Annotated in this window: 14 protein-coding genes and 1 riboswitch; of the genes, 6 read left to right on the forward strand and 8 right to left on the reverse strand. The window is 40.1% G+C overall.

Annotated elements, in window-relative coordinates; translation table 11 throughout:
• Positions 1-98 precede the first annotated feature (98 nt).
• Complete coding sequence (locus tag A4245_RS05960) at positions 99-743, forward strand: GntR family transcriptional regulator (protein ID WP_067726658.1); 645 nt, start codon at positions 99-101, stop codon at positions 741-743.
• 897 nt (positions 744-1640) lie between these two features.
• Here A4245_RS05960 and brnQ read toward each other — a convergent pair.
• Positions 1641-2999 carry a branched-chain amino acid transport system II carrier protein gene (gene brnQ / locus A4245_RS05965; protein ID WP_067726660.1) on the reverse strand — a complete coding sequence of 453 codons (1359 nt, stop codon included), beginning with the start codon at positions 2997-2999 and terminating at the stop codon, positions 1641-1643.
• Between the two features lie 284 nt (positions 3000-3283).
• Here brnQ and A4245_RS05970 point away from each other — a divergent pair, with 284 nt between their 5' ends.
• The 4 genes from A4245_RS05970 (at position 3284) to A4245_RS05985 (ending at position 8217) form a co-directional block, all read left to right on the forward strand.
• The gene (locus A4245_RS05970; protein ID WP_199860652.1) at positions 3284-4447 is read left to right on the forward strand and encodes a pyridoxal phosphate-dependent aminotransferase; all 1164 of its coding nucleotides are present in this window, start codon (positions 3284-3286) and stop codon (positions 4445-4447) included.
• A gap of 68 nt (positions 4448-4515) precedes the next feature.
• A riboswitch (SAM riboswitch) is annotated at positions 4516-4624 on the forward strand.
• A 343-nt stretch (positions 4625-4967) separates the two neighbouring features.
• Positions 4968-5984, forward strand: coding sequence for a methionine ABC transporter ATP-binding protein (locus tag A4245_RS05975; RefSeq protein ID WP_067726664.1), 1017 nt, complete (start codon positions 4968-4970; stop codon positions 5982-5984).
• Position 5985: 1 nt separating this feature from the next.
• Complete coding sequence (locus tag A4245_RS05980; protein WP_067726666.1) at positions 5986-6648, forward strand: methionine ABC transporter permease; 663 nt, start codon at positions 5986-5988, stop codon at positions 6646-6648.
• A gap of 426 nt (positions 6649-7074) precedes the next feature.
• The gene (locus tag A4245_RS05985) at positions 7075-8217 is read left to right on the forward strand and encodes an alpha-hydroxy-acid oxidizing protein (protein WP_067726668.1); all 1143 of its coding nucleotides are present in this window, start codon (positions 7075-7077) and stop codon (positions 8215-8217) included.
• Positions 8218-8339: 122 nt separating this feature from the next.
• On the opposite strand, the gene A4245_RS05990 is transcribed toward A4245_RS05985, so the two are convergent.
• The 5 genes from A4245_RS05990 to glgB form a co-directional block, all read right to left on the reverse strand.
• Positions 8340-10748, reverse strand: a complete 2409-nt coding sequence (locus A4245_RS05990) for a glycogen/starch/alpha-glucan phosphorylase (protein ID WP_067726766.1) — start codon at positions 10746-10748, stop codon at positions 8340-8342.
• Positions 10749-10784: 36 nt separating this feature from the next.
• Positions 10785-12215 (reverse strand): glycogen synthase GlgA, encoded by a 1431-nt coding sequence (gene glgA, locus A4245_RS05995; RefSeq protein ID WP_067726670.1) that lies wholly within the window; start codon positions 12213-12215, stop codon positions 10785-10787.
• A gap of 71 nt (positions 12216-12286) precedes the next feature.
• Positions 12287-13393 (reverse strand): glucose-1-phosphate adenylyltransferase subunit GlgD, encoded by a 1107-nt coding sequence (glgD, locus tag A4245_RS06000; RefSeq protein ID WP_067726672.1) that lies wholly within the window; start codon positions 13391-13393, stop codon positions 12287-12289.
• Complete coding sequence (locus A4245_RS06005) at positions 13393-14547, reverse strand: glucose-1-phosphate adenylyltransferase (RefSeq protein ID WP_084268699.1); 1155 nt, start codon at positions 14545-14547, stop codon at positions 13393-13395. The genes glgD and A4245_RS06005 overlap by 1 nt, the downstream gene beginning before the upstream one ends.
• Positions 14547-16460 carry a 1,4-alpha-glucan branching protein GlgB gene (glgB, locus tag A4245_RS06010; RefSeq protein ID WP_067726676.1) on the reverse strand — a complete coding sequence of 638 codons (1914 nt, stop codon included), beginning with the start codon at positions 16458-16460 and terminating at the stop codon, positions 14547-14549. The genes A4245_RS06005 and glgB overlap by 1 nt, the downstream gene beginning before the upstream one ends.
• A gap of 333 nt (positions 16461-16793) precedes the next feature.
• Between glgB and pulA the strand changes: the two genes are divergently transcribed.
• Positions 16794-18956, forward strand: a complete 2163-nt coding sequence (gene pulA, locus A4245_RS06015; protein ID WP_067726678.1) for a type I pullulanase — start codon at positions 16794-16796, stop codon at positions 18954-18956.
• Positions 18957-19207: 251 nt separating this feature from the next.
• On the opposite strand, the gene A4245_RS06020 is transcribed toward pulA, so the two are convergent.
• Together A4245_RS06020 and A4245_RS06025 are read right to left on the reverse strand one after the other, a co-directional pair.
• Positions 19208-21355, reverse strand: a complete 2148-nt coding sequence (locus tag A4245_RS06020; protein ID WP_067726680.1) for a heavy metal translocating P-type ATPase — start codon at positions 21353-21355, stop codon at positions 19208-19210.
• A complete protein-coding gene (locus A4245_RS06025; protein WP_067726682.1) occupies positions 21348-21713 on the reverse strand; it encodes an ArsR/SmtB family transcription factor in 366 nt (121 codons plus the stop codon). Before A4245_RS06025 ends, A4245_RS06020 begins: the two co-directional genes overlap by 8 nt.
• Positions 21714-21920 lie beyond the last annotated feature (207 nt).

Genomic DNA, 21920 nt, shown 5'->3' on the forward strand with positions numbered 1-21920 from the left:
CAAAAATCCTCCGCAATATATTACATATTTCATTAGTCCGTATTTTCATGTATACTTATTAACAATAGTTACTATTTTTCCAGGAAGGTGTGAATGTCTTGCCAATACCAACTGATCACTCCAAGCCAATTCGTTTATCAGCAAAGGAAAATGCGTATAATCAGCTTCAGCAATGGATTATTGACGGTACTTTACTGCCAGGTGAAAAGCTAAACGATACAGAACTCGCAAAAGCCCTGGGAGTCAGCAGAACACCCATACGGGAATCGTTACAATTACTGGAGTCCCAAGGATTTGTAAAAATGTATCCCGGAAAGGCAACACAAGTAACGGAAGTGGAAAAGGATTCCATTAAAGACCTTCTCCCTCCATTAGCCGTCATCCAAGCCTTATCTGCAGAATTGGCGATCCCCAATTTGACAGATGAAATTTTGGAACAGCTGAAAAAAACAAATGATCTTTTTTCGGATGCCATCCGAACTGAGAATTATTATTCCGCTTTAAAAGTTGATGAGCAGTTCCATAAAATAATAGTATCGGCCGCAAATAATAAATACATAGACGGAATATTGGAATCGCTACAGGCACATGTAAGAAGGCAATTTTTCCATAATTCAATTGCATTGACTGAAAAATCGGTCGATGACCACTGGGAGATCATCAACCTACTGGAGGCCGGGGATGTACAAGCTTTATCAACTGTTATGAAGGAAAACTGGGTACGGAACATTAATAAGTTTTAAGCAATATCTAAACAAAGCTTTAGCAGAATAAAACCGGAAAATTCCCCTTGGTATAATTAGGAAATCTGGAGATATACTGCCTAAGTTCATAGCAGATTAACTGTCATGTCTAAACAGCCTGAATACTTCTGGACGCTCTGCATTCGTTTTGTCAGGATCTAGTCGTATTTGATATAAAATGCGACGTAACTTCTAATTGTGTTAGAACTTTAGCACGAATAATGGAAGCGAGATACTACGGCGACCGCTCTGGGAAATACACTGCGCGCATTCTAAGGCGGCTGGTGAGCCAACTTGCGCTAAAGCGCTGCGTTGTCTCACCTATGCCTCTGCTCCCGCAGAACAAGGAATGCTTCGACAGCGTTACATCGCACGCAGAAAATGCGGATGCATTTTCAAGGAGTCTCCGTGTATTTCCCAGAGCTAGTTAGAAGATTCCTGCTAATTATTATCCTTCCAATACTTAAAAATCACGAATGAATTTACGTCGTTTATTTAAAAATGCTTAGATGCACTGAAAGTAAATCAAACGTGTTGATTGTTCTTGAGCAAAATTATTTTTTTGATAAAACTCCATACAAGCAGCCCGTATACACGGAGACTCCAACGGGAGGAAAGGCATAGGTGAGACACTGAAATGCGCTAGCATGAAGGGGCTCACCAGCCGCCCGTGGAAAGCGAAGTGTATACGGGCTGCGGTTGCCGAAGTTACTTGTTTCCATTACCAGGTTAGAGATCTAATAGTTGTTCATAGTTTACATAAAATACGAGGCTTATAAAGCAACAATAACCCGAAAACCAGCCAAACTTTTGAACTTATTTATCAGTGCGGAAGTTGAGTAAACAAATGAAAAAACCGGCTTTCCTCTTTAACAGAGGGGAGCCGGTTTTTTCAATTTATACTTCCTGTGGAGAACTTAAATTCTGCCATCTGGCAATTGCCCCAGTAACTACAATAACAATGACTGCCGGCAACAACCAGCCTAGCCCTTCATTATAGAATGGAAGAACACTTTCAAAGAAGGACAAGAATGGTTTCATCCAGTTGAAATATTCAATCCCAAGTGAAGCACACAATGCTTTTAATCCATCAAAGACAGCGATGATGAACGTTACCGCTGTAGTTGTCACATATACCAATCTCGCATGATTGAACAGTGGAGAAATAAATGTGAGTAACATCAGAACGATCGCCAGCGGATATAAGAACATTAAAACTGGTATAGAGAATGTGATAATATTGGCCAATCCGAAATTGGCAATGACAAATGTTAATACTGAGAAAAACACAACTAATACTTTATAGCTCAATTTTGGAAATAATGTATTGAAGTACTCCGCATTCGCTGTGATTAATCCAATTGCTGTCGTCAAACAAGCTATAATAATCACTAAAGCAAGCATTACCGATCCGAATGTTCCGAAGTAGTGGGACGCAGCGCCACTAAGTACCGGACCGCCTGTATCAAATAAACCTAAAGCAGAAGTACTCGTTGCACCAAGGTAAGCAATTCCTACATAAATAATACCAAGCAGTGCAATTGCAATGAAACCTGATTTTGCTGTTGCAGAAAGGATTTCATTTTTTCCCGTAATTCCCATTGATCGAATAACATTGATTACAATTATACCGAACACAAGGGAAGCCAATGCATCCATAGTGTTATAACCTTCTAAAAATCCAGTCATAAACGCACCACTCTGATACGCTTCCTCTGGTGATTGCAAGGATCCCATCGGATTAAACAAAGCGACAAGCAGCAGAACTGCCAACAGTACTACAAGTACCGGCGCCAAAAATTTCCCTACATTATCCACTATTTTAGCCGGATATAGTGAGAAAACAAGTGCAATGGCGAAGAAGATAACTGTGAAAATAAGCAGTGCCGGTTGCAATGAACCTTCACTGACAAAAGGTGCAATTCCTACTTCAAATGCAACTGTTCCCGTTCTCGGTGCAGCAAAGAACGGTCCAATCGTCAGATAGAGTAATGCCGTAAAAAATATGCCATATATTGGATGAACTCTACTAGCCAGATCCTCCAGGTTTCTGCTTCCGGAAAAGCCCATCGCCAGTATTCCGAGCAAAGGCAGTCCTACTCCCGTAATCAGAAATCCAATTGCAGCCGGGCCGAGGTTTACCCCTGAATATTGACCCAATTGAGCTGGAAAAATCAGGTTTCCTGCTCCAAAAAATAATGCGAACAACATAAATCCAATTGCTGCATAAGAAGATAATGATAGCTTGTTCTTCATGATATAATTCCCCCCTCTTATTCTTAGCCCTATATATATTATTAAATTTTTTGAATTCTCCAAGAGCTATAGTGCGATATATCAATGTTGATAATAATACTACCTCCGAACATAAAATGCAATATATTACAGAACATTTATTAGATAATTTTCGTAAAAAGATGGATTTTTCTTATTTTAGTCAAAGTTATTTAGTTCTTATCATTTCTTCTATAGACATCCACATTAAAAGAATATAAGATTTAGATAATAATTTTACTTAACTGCAAAAGAGGTTTTTTATGATGGATTTTTCAAATCGCTTACAAAATTTACCTACTCAATTCTTTGCTACATTAGTGAAAAAGGTAGCTGCGGCTATCGCTGAAGGCAGAGATGTTATTAATTTGGGGCAAGGAAACCCGGACCAGCCTACACCACAACATATCGTGAAAGCAATGCAGGAGGCTGTTGAAAATCCAAATACGCATAAGTATTCCCCTTTTCGCGGCACAAATGAACTTAAACAGGCAGCTGCGGATTTCTACAAACGGGAATACAATGTCGAACTCGATCCCGAATTGGAAGTCGCGATATTGTTCGGTACAAAAGCAGGCTTGGTTGAACTCCCGCTCGCTTTAATGAATGAAGGAGAATTATTATTGCTTCCCGACCCAGGGTATCCCGATTACTTATCTGGCGCCGCCCTGGCGAATATCACTTATGACACGATGCCTTTACACCGTGCAAAAGGTTTTTTGCCCGACTATGAAGCGTTGACCAATGACCAGAAAGAAAAAGCGAAATTACTTTATTTAAACTATCCGAATAATCCTACTGGCGCTGTGGCAACGTCTAAATTTTTTGAAGAAACCGTTCGTGTAGGCAAGAAGCATGACATAGGCATTGTCCATGACTTTGCCTATGGTGCTATTGGTTTTGACGGGGAAAAACCAATCAGCTTTATGGAGACTGAAGGTGCCAAAGAAGTGGGAATTGAACTGTATACCTTATCCAAAACGTATAATATGGCAGGGTGGCGTGTAGGTTTTGCAGTTGGAAACGCAAAAATGATTGAAGCTATTAATCTGCTGCAGGATCACTTGTTTGTAAGCATATTCCCGGCCGTGCAACACGCTGCAACTATCGCATTAACAGGAAATCAGGATTGCGTAGATGAGCTGGTATCCTTATATGAAAGGCGCCGTAATACATTGATTAACGAGTGTAAGCGCATAGGATGGGAGGTAACTGCCCCAAAAGGGTCCTTTTTCGCATGGCTGCCAGTACCTGAAGGTTTTCAAAGTGAAGAATTCGCTGACCACTTACTTGAGAAAGCCGATGTTGCTGTAGCTGCTGGTGTCGGGTTCGGTTCTTATGGAGAAGGATACGTAAGGGTTGGACTTCTTGTGGATGAAGAACGGATTATAGAAGCCATATCCCGGATAGAAAAGTTAGATGTTTTTTAAAGTTAGGATTGACAGATTCTTTTATTTGCGTTAGTTTTAATAACAATATTGATAATTAAATAGATGATCTCTTATCATGAGTAGCTGAGGGACTGGCCCGATGAAGCTCGGCAACCTTTATGCATAAAGCATAATGGTGCTAAATCCTGCAAAACATTTTGTTTTGATAGATAAGAGGAGCCTGTAGCAAATACAAGCCTCTCTTTCTTATAAAGTGAGGCTTTTTCTATTATCCTCACAAGTATTTATAAACATAGGCAGGAAATAAATACGGACTAATTTTATCATTCGTTTTATTGGTTGGGCATACTTAGTTCATGCAGAAATGAAACATCCAGAGCTTTACTAAGCGAAGATACATTTTTTATTGGAAAACAGCTGTGGAAAATCTATTAATGCTTATCAATCAGAGGAGAAAAATGTATTTATTGAAGAAAAATTTTAATTGGTTTTAGTTGAATAAAGGTAAGAGAATGCTGTCTCTTGAAGCAGCATTCCCTTTTGAAAGGAATGTACAACAATGATTAAACTGGAAAGTATTTCAAAGGTGTTTCCTTCTAAAAATGGAGATGTCACAGCAGTAAATAATGTTAATCTCCATGTAAAAAAAGGAGAAATCCACGGCGTTATCGGTTATAGTGGTGCAGGTAAAAGTACGTTGATCCGCCTTGTAAATTTACTGGAAAAACCGACAAGTGGAAAAGTGTATATTAACGGTACTGAAATGACTTCCCTCCCACAAGAGAAATTACGCAAAACCAGGCAAAAAATCGGGATGATATTTCAACATTTTAATTTACTTAAAACTGCAACTGTGTATGACAACATAGCCATCCCGCTCAGACTTTTAGGTTATGATAAACAAGAGGTGAAAAAAAGGGTAGAGAAATATTTATCGATTGTGGATTTATCCGAAAAGCAGGACACCTACCCTGCCCAGTTATCAGGTGGGCAAAAGCAGCGGGTCGCTATCGCAAGAGCATTATCCCAGGAACCTGAAGTATTACTTAGTGATGAGGCGACAAGTGCACTTGACCCTGAAACAACGGATTCCATACTGGAACTTCTATTAAAAATCAATGAAGAACTTGGGATAACTATTTTGCTAATTACACATGAAATGAACGTTATACAAAAAATATGCGACTATGTTTATGTGCTTGAACATGGGGACGTTATTGAACATGGATCAGCCATCCAGCTTTTCACAAATCCTCGCGAAAACACGACAAAGAAATTTTTAAACACAATTTCGCAACGTAAATTATCACCGTCCCTTGTCTCTCAATTGAAATTGAAGGGTACTGTTACTCGTCTGACATTTATTGGAGAAAATACAGGGCAACCTTTACTTGCCCAAGTAAGCCAGAGATTCCAAGTAGTGCCCAATATCCTGACGGCAAATATTATTGAACTAAAAAATGGTATTGTAGGGAACTTGGTAATTCATCTGGTTGGAGAAAAAGAGCAAATTGATGCCTCCTTGAAGTTTCTCGATAATCAAGGTGTCGGTATAGAAGAATTGGAGGGAAACTAGAATGGAAATGTTTATCCAGCAATGGCTGCCTATTATAGGCGAATCCGTAATTGAAACTTTCCAAATGGTAACTGTGTCTCTCTTTTTCGCTATCATTATTGGTTTTCCATTAGGGATTTTAGTTGTACTCACCCGCCCGGGGCAATCATTAGAAAATAAATTTGTCTATCAAATACTAAATTTATTAATCAATATCGTAAGGTCAATTCCTTTTATCATCTTGTTATTCTTTATTTTGCCATTTACTAAAATTATAGTTGGAACAACCATAGGAGTGAAAGGCGTAATTGTCCCACTTGTCGTTTACACAGCACCATATATCGCCAGATTACTGGAATCTTCCTTATTAGATGTTGAAAATGGTGTAATTGAAGCATATAAAGCAATGGGAATCAAAACAAGGCAAATTATTTGGAACGTGATGCTGAGAGAAGCTCGCCCATCCATTGTTTTAGGTTTGACCATTGCAACCGTGGGATTAATCGGTGCTACGGCAATGGCCGGACTTGTCGGTGCAGGTGGTGTCGGAGATCTGGCATACCGGTTTGGGCATTTAAGATACGAAGTGGATGTTATGTATGCAACTGTCCTTATTCTGATTATCATCGTGCAAGGGATACAAACAATAGGAAACAGACTCGCAGCGCGACTGAAAAAAGACTAAGTTGTGGGGCGGCATGACAGATGAGCTTTCCATTAAAATAGAGGGGAATATCGCAATAATCCTTACAAATCATTAGAAAACTTGGTTGTCACCAAGCCTTTCGGTGACAGCCTTAGTTGCACTTATGCAGATAGGAAGTTTTATACTTTCCTATCTGCGAACAAAAGCGCAAGCGCCTTGAACACCCCCGACAAGCGTAAGTAGAAAGTATCAGTGGCGTTTTTTGCCACAGATACTTTCTACTTACGACCTCGAGGGGGTAGTCCGCTTTCGCTTGTTTGCAGCAAGTGATCCAAACTATTATGAAAACTGAGATGGTTGTCATTTCGGCTCTCGTCCTCAAATACTATAGGTCAGCCGACTATACAGAAGGCAGCCAAGCTTTTTCTAAAAAGGTAACCAATTTCCCATAAAGGTGTGATTCTCTTGCCAGCAGTAAATAACAGTGATTCATTTATCGAAAGTATCGTAACCTCAGAATCTTTTCCATTCAACGCTGAGGAATTAGAAGCTGCCGCTAAAAAGAATATGTCAACTGCGGCATTTGGCTATACGAGATCTGGAGCAGGCGGTGAAGAAACACTTAGAAAAAACACGTCCTCTTTTAAAAAATATTCTATTGTGCCAAAATACTTAAATGATGTTTCAGTTGCAGATACAAGTATAGAATTGTTTGGTCGTATATTTCCGCACCCCTTCCTCCTTGCACCTGTAGGAATGTTGAAATTGTCACACGAGGATGCAGATATTGCAGTGGCAAAAGCTGCAGCAAGATATCATATACCATTTATTCAAAGTACTGTTTCCAGCTACTCCATTGAAGATGTTGCTGAAGCTTCCGGAAACAGTCCAAAATGGTTCCAGCTTTATTGGTCCAATAACGAAAACATCTCCTACAATATGGTGAGGCGAGCCGAAAAAGCTGGATATGAAGCAATTGTATTGACTGTTGATACATTTATGTTCGGATGGCGGGAAGAAGATATGCGCAATCACTTCTCTCCGTTGAAAGAAGGTTATGGAAAAGCGAACTATATTACAGATGAAGTCTTCCAGTCAACACTTCAGAATGAATCTGAAGAATCCGTCATACAGGGAATCTTAAATAATATTTACCATCCCACTTTAAACTGGAAGCATGTTAAGGAATTGAAGAAGCGAACGTCCTTACCGATTCTATTAAAAGGTGTGCTCCACCCTGAAGATGCCAGGCTTGCAATCGAAAGCGGAATTGATGGAATTATTGTATCCAACCATGGCGGGCGTCAATTGGATGGAGTAATTTCAAGCATCGACGCACTGCCCGCTATTGCTAAAGAAGTTAACGGACAAGTCCCGGTCTTGGTCGATAGTGGAATCCGTCGCGGAGCGGATGTCGTAAAAGCCCTTGCCTTAGGAGCAGATGCAGTACTGTACGGCAGACCTTATGTATATGGCTTGGCCATTGCTGGTCAGGAAGGTGTCGAAAAAGTTTTGGCTAATTTCATTCAGGAGACGAAGGTTTCCCTTGCATTATCCGGAGCAGTGAATATAAAGGCCACCAGGGAAATTCAAATAGTCAAGGAATGATCCTTTACTAAATTAAGATAGATTTTGATGCCCATATCCTAAAAAATGCACCTAAATTAAAGGTGCATTTTTTACTGGTGTAAACATATGTTTTTCGATCGGTAACGGAACAGCATTATTTTCTATACACGTTTTATTTTCCATATATCTGCAGCATACTCCTGAATCGTTTGGTCACTGGAAAATTTCCCGGAGTAGGCGATATTTGTCACACTCATATTCAACCAGGTCATTCGATCACGGTAGGCACGCTCAGCCAGTTCATGTGTTTCCAGATAAGCTTCAAAGTCCTTCAGTACAAAATATGGATCATTATGGTACAGGATATTGTAATATATATCTTTAAATTCGATATTATGGATTCCAAATTCCCCTTGATTCAATTGGTCCAAAATGCGTTTGACGCGATCGTCAGTATTATAAATATCCCTTGCATGATAACCGCCATGCTGATAATAATGCAATACCTCTTCAGCTGATAAGCCGAAAATAAACATGTTTTGATCGCCGACTAAATCATGAATTTCTATGTTGGCACCATCCATTGTTCCAAGGGTCAGGGCCCCATTCATCATCATTTTCATATTCCCTGTCCCGGATGCTTCCTTACTGGCTGTTGAGATTTGTTCACTAATATCAGCTGCAGGAATAATCTTTTCCGCGAGACTGACATTATAGTTTTCCAGAAAAATAACTTTTAACCGGTCTTTTACATCTGGATCATAGTTCACAATCGATGCCACTGTATTGATTAATTTAATGACCTCTTTTGCCAGGTGATAGCTCGGTGCAGCTTTCGCCCCGAAAATATAGGTGCGTGGTGTCATATCCTGATTTGGATTTTCTTTCAATTCATTGTAGAGATAGATGACATGAAAAATATTCAAAAGCTGACGCTTATACTCATGAAGCCGTTTAATCTGTACATCAAATATCGATTTTTCATCGATTGTAATTCCCATTTGCTGATGAATATAGTTAGCCAATCGTTTCTTATTTTCATGCTTTACCTGATCGAATCTTTCCAGTAATGCACTGTCATTGGAATATTTCAGAAGACTGATCAGCTTCTTTGGGCGTTTAATCCATTGAGGCCCAATAACATCCGTTACCAAGCTCGCCAATTTGGGATTTGCCTGCAACAGCCACCGTCGATGGGTGATTCCATTTGTTTTGTTATTGAATTTATCCGGAAAAAGGGTATAGAATGTTTTCATCTCCTTTTTCTTCAAAATTCCCGTGTGAATACGTGCAACACCATTTACACTGAAACTGCCGACAATTGCCAATCTTGCCATATGGACCCGATCATACGCAATGATTGCAAGCTCCGGAATTTTCTCCCTTAATTCCTCCTCATCCAACCAAATCCCTTTACAAAACCTTTCATTAATTTCATTGATAATCATAAAGATCCTTGGCAGTAAATGCTGCATCATTTTTGTGGGCCATGTTTCCAATGCTTCACTTAAGGTTGTGTGATTGGTATAGGCAAAGACACTTGTCGTCACTTCCCAGGCTTTTTCCCAGCTGAATCCTTCGTCATCCATCAATATTCGCATCAACTCGGGAATGGCGAGACTTGGATGGGTATCGTTTATCTGGATAACTACTTTTTCAGCCAATCTGCTTAGGGACATTTTATGATTCAACTTAAAATGCTTAAGTATATTTTGGATACTGGCAGAAACAAGAAAGTACTGTTGTTTAAGACGGAGTTCCTTTCCCTCATAGCTGGAGTCATCCGGATATAAAAAACCTGAAATTTGTTCAATGGAATGTTCATGATCCAGATCTCTATAAAATTGCTTATTTTCTTCCAAGGTATCGCCACGATTTTGGAAAATCGATTCCGCACTCCATAACCTTAATGTATTGACCGTATCGTTTTCATATCCCACTATAGGTATATCGTAAGGAACTGCCATTACTTTATCTGTATTTTGGTATTCGAATTCAAGTGTGCCATCATTTCGCTTGAACATATGTACATCACCGTGGAATTGAATAACAACTGACTCTTCCTCTTTTCTCATTTCCCATGGATAGGGGTCTGTCAGCCAATAGTCTGGAAGTTCAACCTGATTACCGTGAATAATTCTCTGTTCAAAGAGACCATACCGGTATCTGATTCCAAAACCGTGCCCCGGGTAGTTCAATGAAGCCAACGAATCGAGGAAGCATGCTGCAAGTCTACCGAGGCCTCCGTTCCCCAGTCCGGCATCATGCTCCTGTTCAAATACCTCGTGAGGGTCAAAACCCAGCTGTTCCAACGCTTCCTTAGCTTCATCGAGCATGCCGCAGTTTAAGAGATTGCTTTCCAACAGTCGACCAATTAAAAATTCCATGGATAAATAATAGACTTCTTTATATCTCTCGTCTTTGCTCTTTTTACGGGTCTGAAACCATTGTTGTTTCACTTCTTCATTTACAATTGAGGCGAGTACATAAAAAATATCTCTGGACGTTGCTTCCTTAACTTCGCGTCCTTTATCGGTAATAAGTCTCTTCAGAATCTGTTCTTTCAGCATATTGACTGTAACTTGCGTCAAGGAAATACTCCTCCCTTATCCATAGACTAATTCTCTTGATAAGCTTTCATAGATTGTTACGTATTGATGTGCTGAATCTTTCCAACTGAACTGGCTTTTTGTCACATTTTTATATAGCTTTTGCCATTCAGCAGGATTGTTGTAGATTTCCAAAGAATAATCCAGCACATTCAGAAGCTCATGTGCATTATAATTCGCAAAGCTGAACCCATTCCCCTCACCCGTCAACACATTATAAGGGGAAATCGTGTCTTTCAATCCACCCGTCTCTCTAACAATGGGCACGGTCTTATATTGCAGTGCAATAAGCTGTGATAGCCCGCAAGGTTCAAACTTTGAAGGCATAATGAAGAAGTCGGCACTTGCATATAACTGGCGGGCAAGTGTTTCATCAAAGGTTATTAATGCCGCTGCTTTATCAGGATAACGATGCTGGAGAGCCGAAAAATAGCCTTCAAATTCAGCATCTCCGGTACCTAATACAATAAATTGGACATCCTTCTCCAGGAATTCATCCATTATATGTTGGACAAGGTGTAAGCCTTTTTGTTCGACAAGACGGGTAACAATAATATACAACGGGCTTTCCTCTTTATAAGGCAGCCCAATCTTTTGCTGCAGCTTTAATCTGTTCTCCTTTTTCTTTGAACGTGCAGAGCGATAATTCACAAAAAGGGATGGGTCTGAGGATGGATTATATTCTCGTATATCGATTCCATTTATGACACCGACCAAGTCTTCCGATCTGTTTTCCAGCATTTGATGAAGCCCTTCACTGTAGTAGGGATTTTTGATTTCCTCTGCATAGCTTGGGCTGACTGTTGTAATTTTATCTGCATGGAAAAGGGCACTCTTTAGGCAATTAAGCATCCGGTTCCATTCCATTCCGCTAATATGTTCTCTTCCGATATGGAAGAAATCCTCGTAAATATCCAAAGGCATAACCCCTTGGTATTGTATATTGTGAATAGTAAAAACCGTCTTCATCCCGTCAATCGGCTTTAAAATATTTGCCAGCGCAATGGCCATCCCCGCCTGCCAGTCATGTCCATGAAGTATCTGCGGTTTGAAGTCGAGATGCTTTAACGCTTCAATGACAGCTTGACTGAAAAATACAAACCTCTCACCATCATCGTAATAACCATAAATACCTTTTCTGGTAAAGTAATAATCGTTGGAGATGAAATAATAAATAATCTGATTATATGTCAAAGTTAAAATATGCGCTTCCTGTGTGCGCCAGCCAAGTTCAACATCAAATGATCCAATATATTCCAGTTTATTCTTCCAATTTTCGTCCATTTCATCATACAGTGGCAGAATAACACGCACTTCTTGCTTCTCATACTGTTTAAGTGCTTGCGGAAGCGATCCGACTACGTCTGCAAGCCCCCCTGTTTTAATAAATGGTGCACATTCAGAGGCGACAAATAATATATTATTCATTCATATCTCTCCTTCCTTAATTTATTAGCGTACGCAGGATGACCAATAATCTTTTGAATGTATCATTCGATTTATATAACTTGCCTTTTGGCTACAACATATGGTTTTTCTTTAGACCCAATAAACATCTGGTCTTTGGTTACATGGACGTCCTTATCAAGAATCACGTTCTCCAGATAGACCCCCTCTTCAATCGTACACCTTTGCATGATAATGGAATTTTTTACAGTTGCACCCGACTTCACTTTAACGCCACGGAAAAGCATACTTCCTTCAACTGTTCCATCAACTACACAGCCGTTTGCCAGCAAGGAATGGTTCACCAAGGATCCTTCACAATATTTGGCTGGTGGATTGTTGGATATTTTTGTCCGGACTAAATTTCTATTGAAAAATAAATCGCGATAATTTTCTTCCTGCAAAAGGTTCATATTCTGTTTGTAAAAGCTCTCAATCGTATTGACAAAGGCACTATAGCCCTCATGATCGTATTTTTGCACCTTTAGATTTTTTAACTTTTCCTTAATGCCGCACACGAAGAAATTATCTTTATTGTATGCAATACATTCGTCAACCAAATCCATGAGCAGTGCTTTATTAATAATATAAACCCCTGTAAATAGCTCCGAATTTTTCTGGTCATTTGTTATATTGATCACCCATCCCGATTCGTCCGCCTCTATCCGGAAATAAGGATAATGTTCACTCTCCACTTTATCTACGTGAGCGCTGATCAGTGTAACATCTGCCTTCCTTTCCAGATGGAACTTAAAGGCATTTTTATAGTCTGTATTGGAAATAAATTGGCTGCCACTAATCAGGACATATTGTGATTTTCCACGATGGAAGTAATCCCGGTTATTATGAAAAAAACGAAGATCTCCAATTGACCTGTCGGAAGGATCATTCCAATCCGGGGGAAGGATAAACAATCCGCCATTTCTTCGGTCAAGCTCCCAGTTTTCTCCTGTTCCTATATGATCCAAAAGCGAGCGGTATTTATTCCTTACGAAAATCGCAACTTCGTTTATATCTGAATTGACCATATTGGAAAGGGCAAAATCGATCATTCGGTATCGACCACCAAATGGCAACGAAGCATTATTACGGAAATAGGCCAATTCATTAAAAACATGGTGCTCATGATCCAGGTTTATAAGTCCCATCATTCTGTCCATTATTTTCCACCCCCTGCAGGCGTCAGCATTGCACCCAATATATCTTCATTAATGACAAGCGGTTCTTCATCTTCACTTCGTTGAAGGATAGTGCCTTCTGGAATAACTGTATTTTCCATTACAATTACCCGATCCAATATACAATTTGCTGCAATGCTTGCCTCCGAATGAATGATGGACTGCCTGACGGTGCTTCCTTTTTCTATTCTCACATTTTTAAACAGGACGGAATTCTCGACATTCCCGTAGATGAAGCACCCCGAGTTTACTAAAGAATTGGTAACAGTAGCATGTTGACTGACATATTGTGGTGGAAGGTTCGAATCGTTTGTATAGATTCTCCAATTTTCATCATTCAAGATTGATCCTGTCTTTTCTTGGAGAATATCCATATTAGCCTCCCAATAACTTTGGAGTGTTCCTACATCCTTCCAGTAGCCACTAAAACGATAGGCAAACATTCTACAATTAGTCTGAAGCATGGAGGGAATGATATCTTTCCCAAAATCATGACTGGATGCTTTATTATTGGCATCCTCCAATAAATAGGCTTTCAGTTTATCCCATGTGAAAATATATATGCCCATCGACGCAAGGTTGCTTTGCGGATTTGCGGGCTTTTCTTCAAATTCATAGATTCGGTGGTTTTCCGATACACTCAATACACCAAATCTGGATGCTTCTTTCCAAGGGACTTCAATTACGGAAACTGTTGCGTCTGCCTCCGTCTCTTTATGCTGTTCAAGCATTTTCTCATAATCCATTTGATAAATATGATCTCCTGAAATGACCAGTACATAGTCCGGATCATATTGATCGATAAAGTGGATATTTTGATAAATGGCATCAGCTGTACCCGAATACCAGTCACCACCTGTTTTACCCGTATACGGAGAAAGAACAGTCACCCCGCCGTATTGTCGATTCATATCCCATGGCTTTCCGTTTCCAATATGCTTATTCAATTCAAGGGGTGAATATTGTGTTAAGACACCTAAAGTTTGGATGCCCGAATTGGTGCAATTACTTAATGTAAAGTCAATGATTCTATATTTGCCGCCAAATGGCACCGCCGGCTTTGCTCCGTTATGAGTTAACGCACCTAAGCGCTTACCTTCTCCTCCTGCTAGTAACATGCCAACACATTCTTTCATCATGAACCCTCCTCATCCAGCTGATTAAATTTGAAGATCGTGATGCCTAACGGTGGAACTGTTATTTTTATATGCTGAGGCAATCCATGCCACTTTTGGGAAACACTGGAATGTTCAGGGCCATTTAACTGGCCTGCCCCCCCAAATTCCTCCAAATCAGAGTTAAACACTTCTCGATATGTCCCAGCAAATGGAACACCCACTTTGTATTCATAATGAGTATTTGGCGTAAAATTGCATACGATTATCAATTCATCGTCAGGTTGCTTATTCTTCCTTCTGAAGGCAATAATGCTTTGATCGATATGATGAGGATCGATCCATTCAAAACCTTTGTTGTCATGATCCAGTTCAAACAGTTGTGAATTTTCGGTATAGAAATGATTCAGTTCGCCAATGTAATGGTAAATTCCCCGGTGTAGTGGATAATCCAGCAAGTGCCAGTCTAATTGCTCCTTATCCTTCCACTCTGCGTACTGGGCGAGTTCCCCTCCCATAAATAAAAGTTTCTTTCCAGGGTGGGCAAACATATAACCATATAAAAGCCTGAGATTGGCAAACTGCTGCCATTGGTCTCCCGGCATCTTGTCCAGTAAGGATTTCTTTCCGTGAACAACCTCGTCATGGGAGAGCGGTAACAAAAAATTTTCGGAATAGGTATACATGAATGAGAAGGTAAGCAGATTATGGTGCCATTTTCGATTACCAGTGTCTTCTTCCATATATTTCAACATGTCATTCATCCAGCCCATATTCCATTTAAAATTAAAGCCAAGTCCTCCTGAATATGTCGGTGCTGTGACAAGAGGCAGGTCTGAACTGTCCTCGGCCATCATTAGCGTATTCGGTTGATATGAAAAGACCACTTCATTTAACTTGCGAATAAATGCATATGCTTCAAGATTTTGTTCCCCGCCAAAAGAATTATAGATTTTATCCTCCCCATCCTGTCTGTCAAAATTAAGGTACAGCATACTTGCTACGGCATCAACCCGGATTCCATCAATATGATATTCCTCCAGCCAGAAGACAGCATTGGATACAAGGAAACTCTGAACCTCTGGCCTGCCAAAATCAAATACCAATGTCCCCCAGGATTTCTTTTCCGCTTTAAGAGGGTCTCTATATTCGTATAAAGCGTCTCCATCAAACTGTCGGAGGGCAAAATCATCCTTGCAAAAGTGGCCTGGAACCCAATCCATTATCACACCAATATGATTTCGGTGGCACTGGTCAACGAAATACTTGAAATCATTACGTGAACCGTAACGAGAGGTAACAGCATAATAACCTGTTATCTGATAACCCCATGAAAGATCGAAAGGATGTTCAGCCAAAGGCAGTAATTCGATATGTGTATAGCCGAGAGACTTCACGTACGGGACAAGTTCATCTGCAAGCTCCAGATATGTATAAAATTCCCCTGAGTCTTTCTTCTTCCACGAACCGAGATGTACTTCATAAATAGATATGGGGGATGAATATGGATGAAAGGTTTTTTTCTTTTCCTTCCATTCCTGATCATTCCATTCATAGGTGGGATCTTCTGTAGGAGTCAACGATGCAGTTTTAGGTCGAAGTTCTGATTGAAGTGCATATGGGTCTGCTTTTAACAATACTCGATGATCTGCAGCCATAATTTCATATTTGTAGGTGGAATCGCCTGGAACATCTGTAAAAAAGCCGATCCATATTCCTTCACTGGTTACCTTTTCCAGTGGATGGGAAATACCATTCCAGTTATTAAAATCACCAGCAAGGCGAACTTCACGTGCATTGGGTGCCCAAACCGCAAATCGGTATCCCTTTTCACCCTCCCATTCCATTTTATGGCAGCCAAGCATTTTATAGCTCTGATAGTTCGTACCTTGGTGGAATAAATATATATCCTGTTCCGAGATGTTATATTTCAATAAATGATGCCCTCCTTAAAATATATTCAAGTTACCGAGAAAATATATACTATCGCACTCCCTTATTTGAATATAGTTTATTATAGATATAAAAATGAAAGAATTCAACATAGTTATCAGAAAATTCCTCCGACAATTATTTGCGGAATCCAGTATTTATTGTCGAACCTTGAAAGCGATTGTGATAATATCCGGTTTAGAGCATAGTTATGTTTAATTATGGTAAATATGGTAAAGAAATAATTAAATTAAATCGTTTGTGTAAACTACCCGTAAAGGCGGGTATAACATATACTGTAGCAGTTAAGCGTCAGTTGAAGAGGGGTAGCCATTATGAAAAAGAATATTGCCTGGATAGATGACGTGCATTTGCTCACTGTCATCATCGATCATATAAATAACTCACCTGCTTACCATAAGGAGGACCCTGTCCTTTTTTTGGAAAAAAAACAAAAGTACTTTACGGTTTCTTTTCGTGAAAAGATGGATGATTGTACATTTCTCCTCGAAAATAAGGAAGAACTGCCTATTGGAGAAGAGCTAGTTCTTCGGTGGGGTAATCAGGAAATACCTGTTTATCCGCGTGCAATTGTACGTACCGAATGGTTTGATCAGCATTATGCTGCACCAGAGATGGAGTTTGGAGCAATATGTACCGATGACTCTACAATATTTACCGTTTGGTCTCCAACAGCAACTGCCATAAATCTTGTTTTGAATTCAGAAATGTATGCGATGGATAAGTCTGAAAAAGGGGTTTGGCGTATCGATTTGGAAGGGGACTGGCACGGTTTTGCTTACGAATATGAAATTACGATAAATGGGGTCACCCAGCTGGTAAATGACCCATATGCAAAATCAATGCTTGCCAACAGCAAAAAAGGAGTTGTCGTCAACTTTTCCAGAGCAGATCAGGCAGTCAGTACAAGGAACCGTCCTGCCATCAGTAACTTACAGGATGCAATCATTTATGAACTGCATGTAAGGGATGCAACCATTCAACGTGAAAGCGGGGTTTTGAACCGTGGTAAATTTCTTGGACTTGCAGAAAAAGATACTGCTACCCCTAATGGATTCTCCACAGGCCTCTCGTATCTGAAAGAGCTTGGATGTACACATGTACAGTTATTACCGATTAACGACTTTGCCCGTGTGGATGAACTCCAACCGGAGAAACAGTACAATTGGGGATATGATCCACTATATTTCCAGGTCCCTGAGGGCAGTTATTCCGTACTGCCTGAAAAACCGATGGCGAGAATGAACGAATTTAAAGCAATGATTCAAGCTTTTCATCGGGAGGGAATTTCCGTAATTATTGATGTTGTTTATAACCATGTATTTATTATGGAAGAATCACCGTTTGAGAAACTTGTACCTGGATATTACTTCAGATATCACCAAAATGGGCAACTGAGTAACGGAACCGGTGTCGGAAACGATATGGCCACCGAAAGAAAAATGACGAGAAAATTCATTCTTGATACGATAGACTTTATGCTGCAGGAATACCAAGTAGACGGGTTCCGTTTCGACCTTATGGGAGCAATCGATATCGAGACAATGCGTCAAATTGAAGCCCGCTGTAAAACAGAGGATACACCAATCATGCTGCTTGGCGAGGGTTGGGATTTACCGACAGCAATTCCTTCTGAGGTAAAAGCAACGAGCTTCAATTCCCATCGATTACAAGGAATTCGTTTTTTCAATGACTTTTTCCGGGATTCCATTAAAGGAAACCTATTTAATGACCAAGATTTAGGCTACATTAATGGTGAAGGCCGCTTCCTGGAGAGAATGCCTAAATTGATGTCCGGTTCTGCACTGGAAGAATACGGTGATCCCTTCGTATCTGACGTAAACCAGACCGTTAACTATGTTGAATGCCATGATAATCATACGTTATGGGATCGGCTGCAGCTGACAAATAAGCATATAGATGAGCAGGAACGAAAAAAAATGCATCAATTGGCTACCGGAATTGTCTTGTTGAGCCAAGGTGTACCTTTCATCCATGCTGGGCAGGAATGGTTCCGAAGCAAGCAAGGGCATGAAAACAGCTACATCTCCGGGGATCATATCAATCAACTGGATTGGAATAAACGTGAGCTGGAAAAAGACAATATTGAATTTGTAAAAGCACTGATCGCATTAAGGAAAAAATATAATGTTTTTCGGATGACATCAAAACAGGAAATCCGGAGAAGGTTCCACGTTATTGGAGCACCTCATCCGGTATTTGGATTTGCATTATTGGGGGAGAGAAATGATTTTACCATCTATATTAATCCAACGAGCAACAAATTCGATCTTCACCTCCCTTCCTCAGGAAAGTGGAATGTAGCGGTGACAAACAATATCCCTCCAAAAATCGGGGCACAGGAAATTACCGGGGAATTTACATTTATTAATGCCTATGAACTACTTGTTTTGCAGAAGACAAGGAAGCCAGCTGCACAGGAAGTAGATGTAGTAAGTACTGGCACAGCGTTCTAAATTGGCTGCATTTCATTAATTGCCAAAGGAATATCCAAATTGGAAGTGGGCTTTCCTATGGCTTTTAGAGTTGTTCAAACAACTCCTGTCGATATAACTGATCCACGTACTGCTGCCCAAGCAGAAACTATCTGTGGCGTGCCTTGCCACAGATAGTTTCTGTTTAATAAGAGGGGAGGCGCTGGGGCCGGACATAAAAGAAAATCGGAGCTGTACTCTCCGATTTCTATTTCATTCTGATATGCCAATTCCTAATCTTTTACTTTGAGAAGTCGTAAGCCATTTGCTGTCACCAACAGGGTCGCACCCATATCGGCTATGATTGCGATCCAAAGGGTTAACCAGCCTGGAATGACAAGTAATAGAGCTATCACTTTAATGGCAATGGAGAATGTGATGTTTTGCTTAATAATCGCTAATGCCTTCCGACTTAACTTAACAGCGAAAGGAAGTTTCGTTAAATCATCGCTCATTAATGCTACATCTGCAGTTTCCAAAGCCGTGTCCGTACCCGCTCCCCCCATTGCTATTCCGACTGTGGAGGCCGCTAAAGCCGGGGCGTCATTGACACCATCACCGATCATGGATACATGGCCATAGTCAGCTCTTAATTTCTTTATAACGTTTAGCTTACCTTCCGGCAACAGTTCGGACTCCACGTCTGTCACATCCACTAACTGTGCTATAGCCTGTGCAGTTTGGTTGTTATCACCCGTTAACATAATTGTCTTTTTTATCCCAAGCTGATACAGCTTTTGAATAACCTCTTTACTTGTTTCCCGGACTTCATCTGCTGCTGCTATCACGGCAATGATTTCTTTTTCAGTACCCAATACCATCGCAGTTTTCCCCTGTTCCTGCAATAAGGTCACCTTATCCTCTATAACGTGTTCAACACCAAGTTCACGAAAGAGTCCTGGACTGCCAATATAATAAGTTGTTCCATTTATGTCCCCTCTAATACCCTTACCAGTAATCGAAGAAAAATTTTCAACCACAATATTGGCATAATTGATATTGTCCTGTTCAGCCTTTTTAATAATTGCCGATGCCAATGGATGCTGTGAACGATTTTCCAGGGCCGCAAGAGTAGAAAAAACCTGGTCCGGCTGAGCCTGGTTGTTTATTATTTCAAAATCCGTGACAACCGGAATGCCTTTTGTCAGTGTACCAGTTTTATCAAAGGCAATTGCTTTTAGCGCACCCAATTCTTCCAGATAAACGCCGCCTTTAACAAGCACCCCATTTTTCGCTGCATTTCCGATCGCTGTCACAATGGACACAGGGGTGGAAATAACTAGTGCACATGGACATCCAACTACCAATACGGCTAACCCCTGATAAACCCATGTTTCCCAGCTGGCCGCAAAGACAAGTGGAGGAATTATTGCAACCAATGCTGCAATGATCATAATCAAAGGAGTATAATACTTTGCAAACTTATCAATAAATGCTTGGGAAGGGGCGCGCTCTGCCTGAGCTTCCTCAACAAGATGAATAATTTTGGAAAGTGTCGTATCCTCTGCCAATTTAGTTACGCTGACCTCAAGCAAGCCTTCTTCATTAAGTGTTCCGGCGAATACTTCATCATCGATTGCCTTCCCGACAGGAACCGATTCACCTGTAATGGTTGCTTGGTTTACTGCGGAATATCCATTAACAACGATACCATCCATTGCAATCTTCTGCCCCGGTTTAATGATCATAATATCGCCGATTAGAATATCATCCACGTGTATTTTCGTTTCCTGGCCATTTCTTCTGACAATCGCCTCATGAGGTGCAATATCCATTAAAGAACGGATTGATTGTCTGGCACGGTCCATTGAAAATCTTTCGAGTGCCTCACTGATCGCAAAAAGAATAACAACTATTGCCCCTTCTGCCCACTCCCCAATAAGTGCCGCTCCAATAACAGCTACAGTCATCAGTGTTTTCATGTCAAAATCCAGCCTGATTAAATTCTGCAAACCAACCTTGAAAAGCGAGTAACCACCAATTACAATCGCTGCAGCAAACAGGGAAATGGTAATAATATTTCCTTCTCCATTTGCGAGCATGGATAGATATCCAATATTAATTAGCAAAACGGAATACAGAATATTTCCATGTTTCTTTATAAATGACTCCTTTGATTTTATTTTTTCAGAATCCGTATTAGATTTTTGTTTTTTTTCAGGCTCTACTTTTAGGTTTTCAAACGCACCTGCCTTCTCCAAATCTTCAATTGAGGTGGCGCCGTAAACAGAGATCTTTGAAGCGCCAAAATTTACTTTAGCATCCTGAACACCTGGGATTTGTTTAACATTCTTCTCAAATTTACCTGCACAATTTGCACATGAGAATCCCTGTACGCGATAGACGTTTTTTTCATCTTCCCATTTCTCCAGTTCACCCAATTTCTTCCACCTCCTTTTGATGAGCGAATGCAATTTGAATCAGTTCCTTGACATGATTGTCATCCAAAGAATAGTAAACCAGCTTTCCTTCTTTCCGATATTTCGCCAATCCAATATTCTTCAGCAATCTTAAATGATGGGAAGCTGTCGCTGTAGATGAACCGATAATATTGGCTATATCACATACACATAGTTCATTTTCTATAGAAAGTGAGTACGCAATCTTTATCCTTGTCTCATCTGACAAGGCTTTAAATATTTTCGCAACTTCCATTGGATTTTGTTTCTCAAGTATATTTTTAACATCTGTCACTTTTCCTTCATCAACACATGTTATTTCACAAACATCCTTAGCCAATTCAATCACCCTCAATTTAGTTTTAACTTTAAGATTATTTTATATTACTATATTCAAACAATCAAATAATCGTTTGAGTAATTTTTAAAGAAAAAGGAATTCCTCCGAATTGGAACCCCTATTTTTTACTAATTACTTTCCGGACTTAATTGTCATGTAACCATTTATATTTCCTTTTCCTATCCTGAATTTTAGGCTATATCCGCC

The organism is Oceanobacillus damuensis (assembly GCF_001618145.1).
Taxonomy (GTDB): Bacteria; Bacillota; Bacilli; order Bacillales; family Amphibacillaceae; genus Oceanobacillus; species Oceanobacillus damuensis.

What these genes read in the sequence shown, in the direction of transcription:
- brnQ (WP_067726660.1), bottom strand. Translation starts at nt 2,999, where the DNA reads ATGAAGAACAAGCTATCATTATCTTCTTATGCAGCAATTGGATTTATG.
- A4245_RS05970 (WP_199860652.1), top strand. Translation starts at nt 3,284, where the DNA reads ATGGATTTTTCAAATCGCTTACAAAATTTACCTACTCAATTCTTTGCT.
- A4245_RS05975 (WP_067726664.1), top strand. Translation starts at nt 4,968, where the DNA reads ATGATTAAACTGGAAAGTATTTCAAAGGTGTTTCCTTCTAAAAATGGA.
- A4245_RS05980 (WP_067726666.1), top strand. Translation starts at nt 5,986, where the DNA reads ATGGAAATGTTTATCCAGCAATGGCTGCCTATTATAGGCGAATCCGTA.
- A4245_RS05990 (WP_067726766.1), bottom strand. Translation starts at nt 10,748, where the DNA reads ATGCTGAAAGAACAGATTCTGAAGAGACTTATTACCGATAAAGGACGC.
- glgA (WP_067726670.1), bottom strand. Translation starts at nt 12,215, where the DNA reads ATGAATAATATATTATTTGTCGCCTCTGAATGTGCACCATTTATTAAA.
- glgD (WP_067726672.1), bottom strand. Translation starts at nt 13,393, where the DNA reads ATGGACAGAATGATGGGACTTATAAACCTGGATCATGAGCACCATGTT.
- A4245_RS06005 (WP_084268699.1), bottom strand. Translation starts at nt 14,547, where the DNA reads ATGAAAGAATGTGTTGGCATGTTACTAGCAGGAGGAGAAGGTAAGCGC.
- pulA (WP_067726678.1), top strand. Translation starts at nt 16,794, where the DNA reads ATGAAAAAGAATATTGCCTGGATAGATGACGTGCATTTGCTCACTGTC.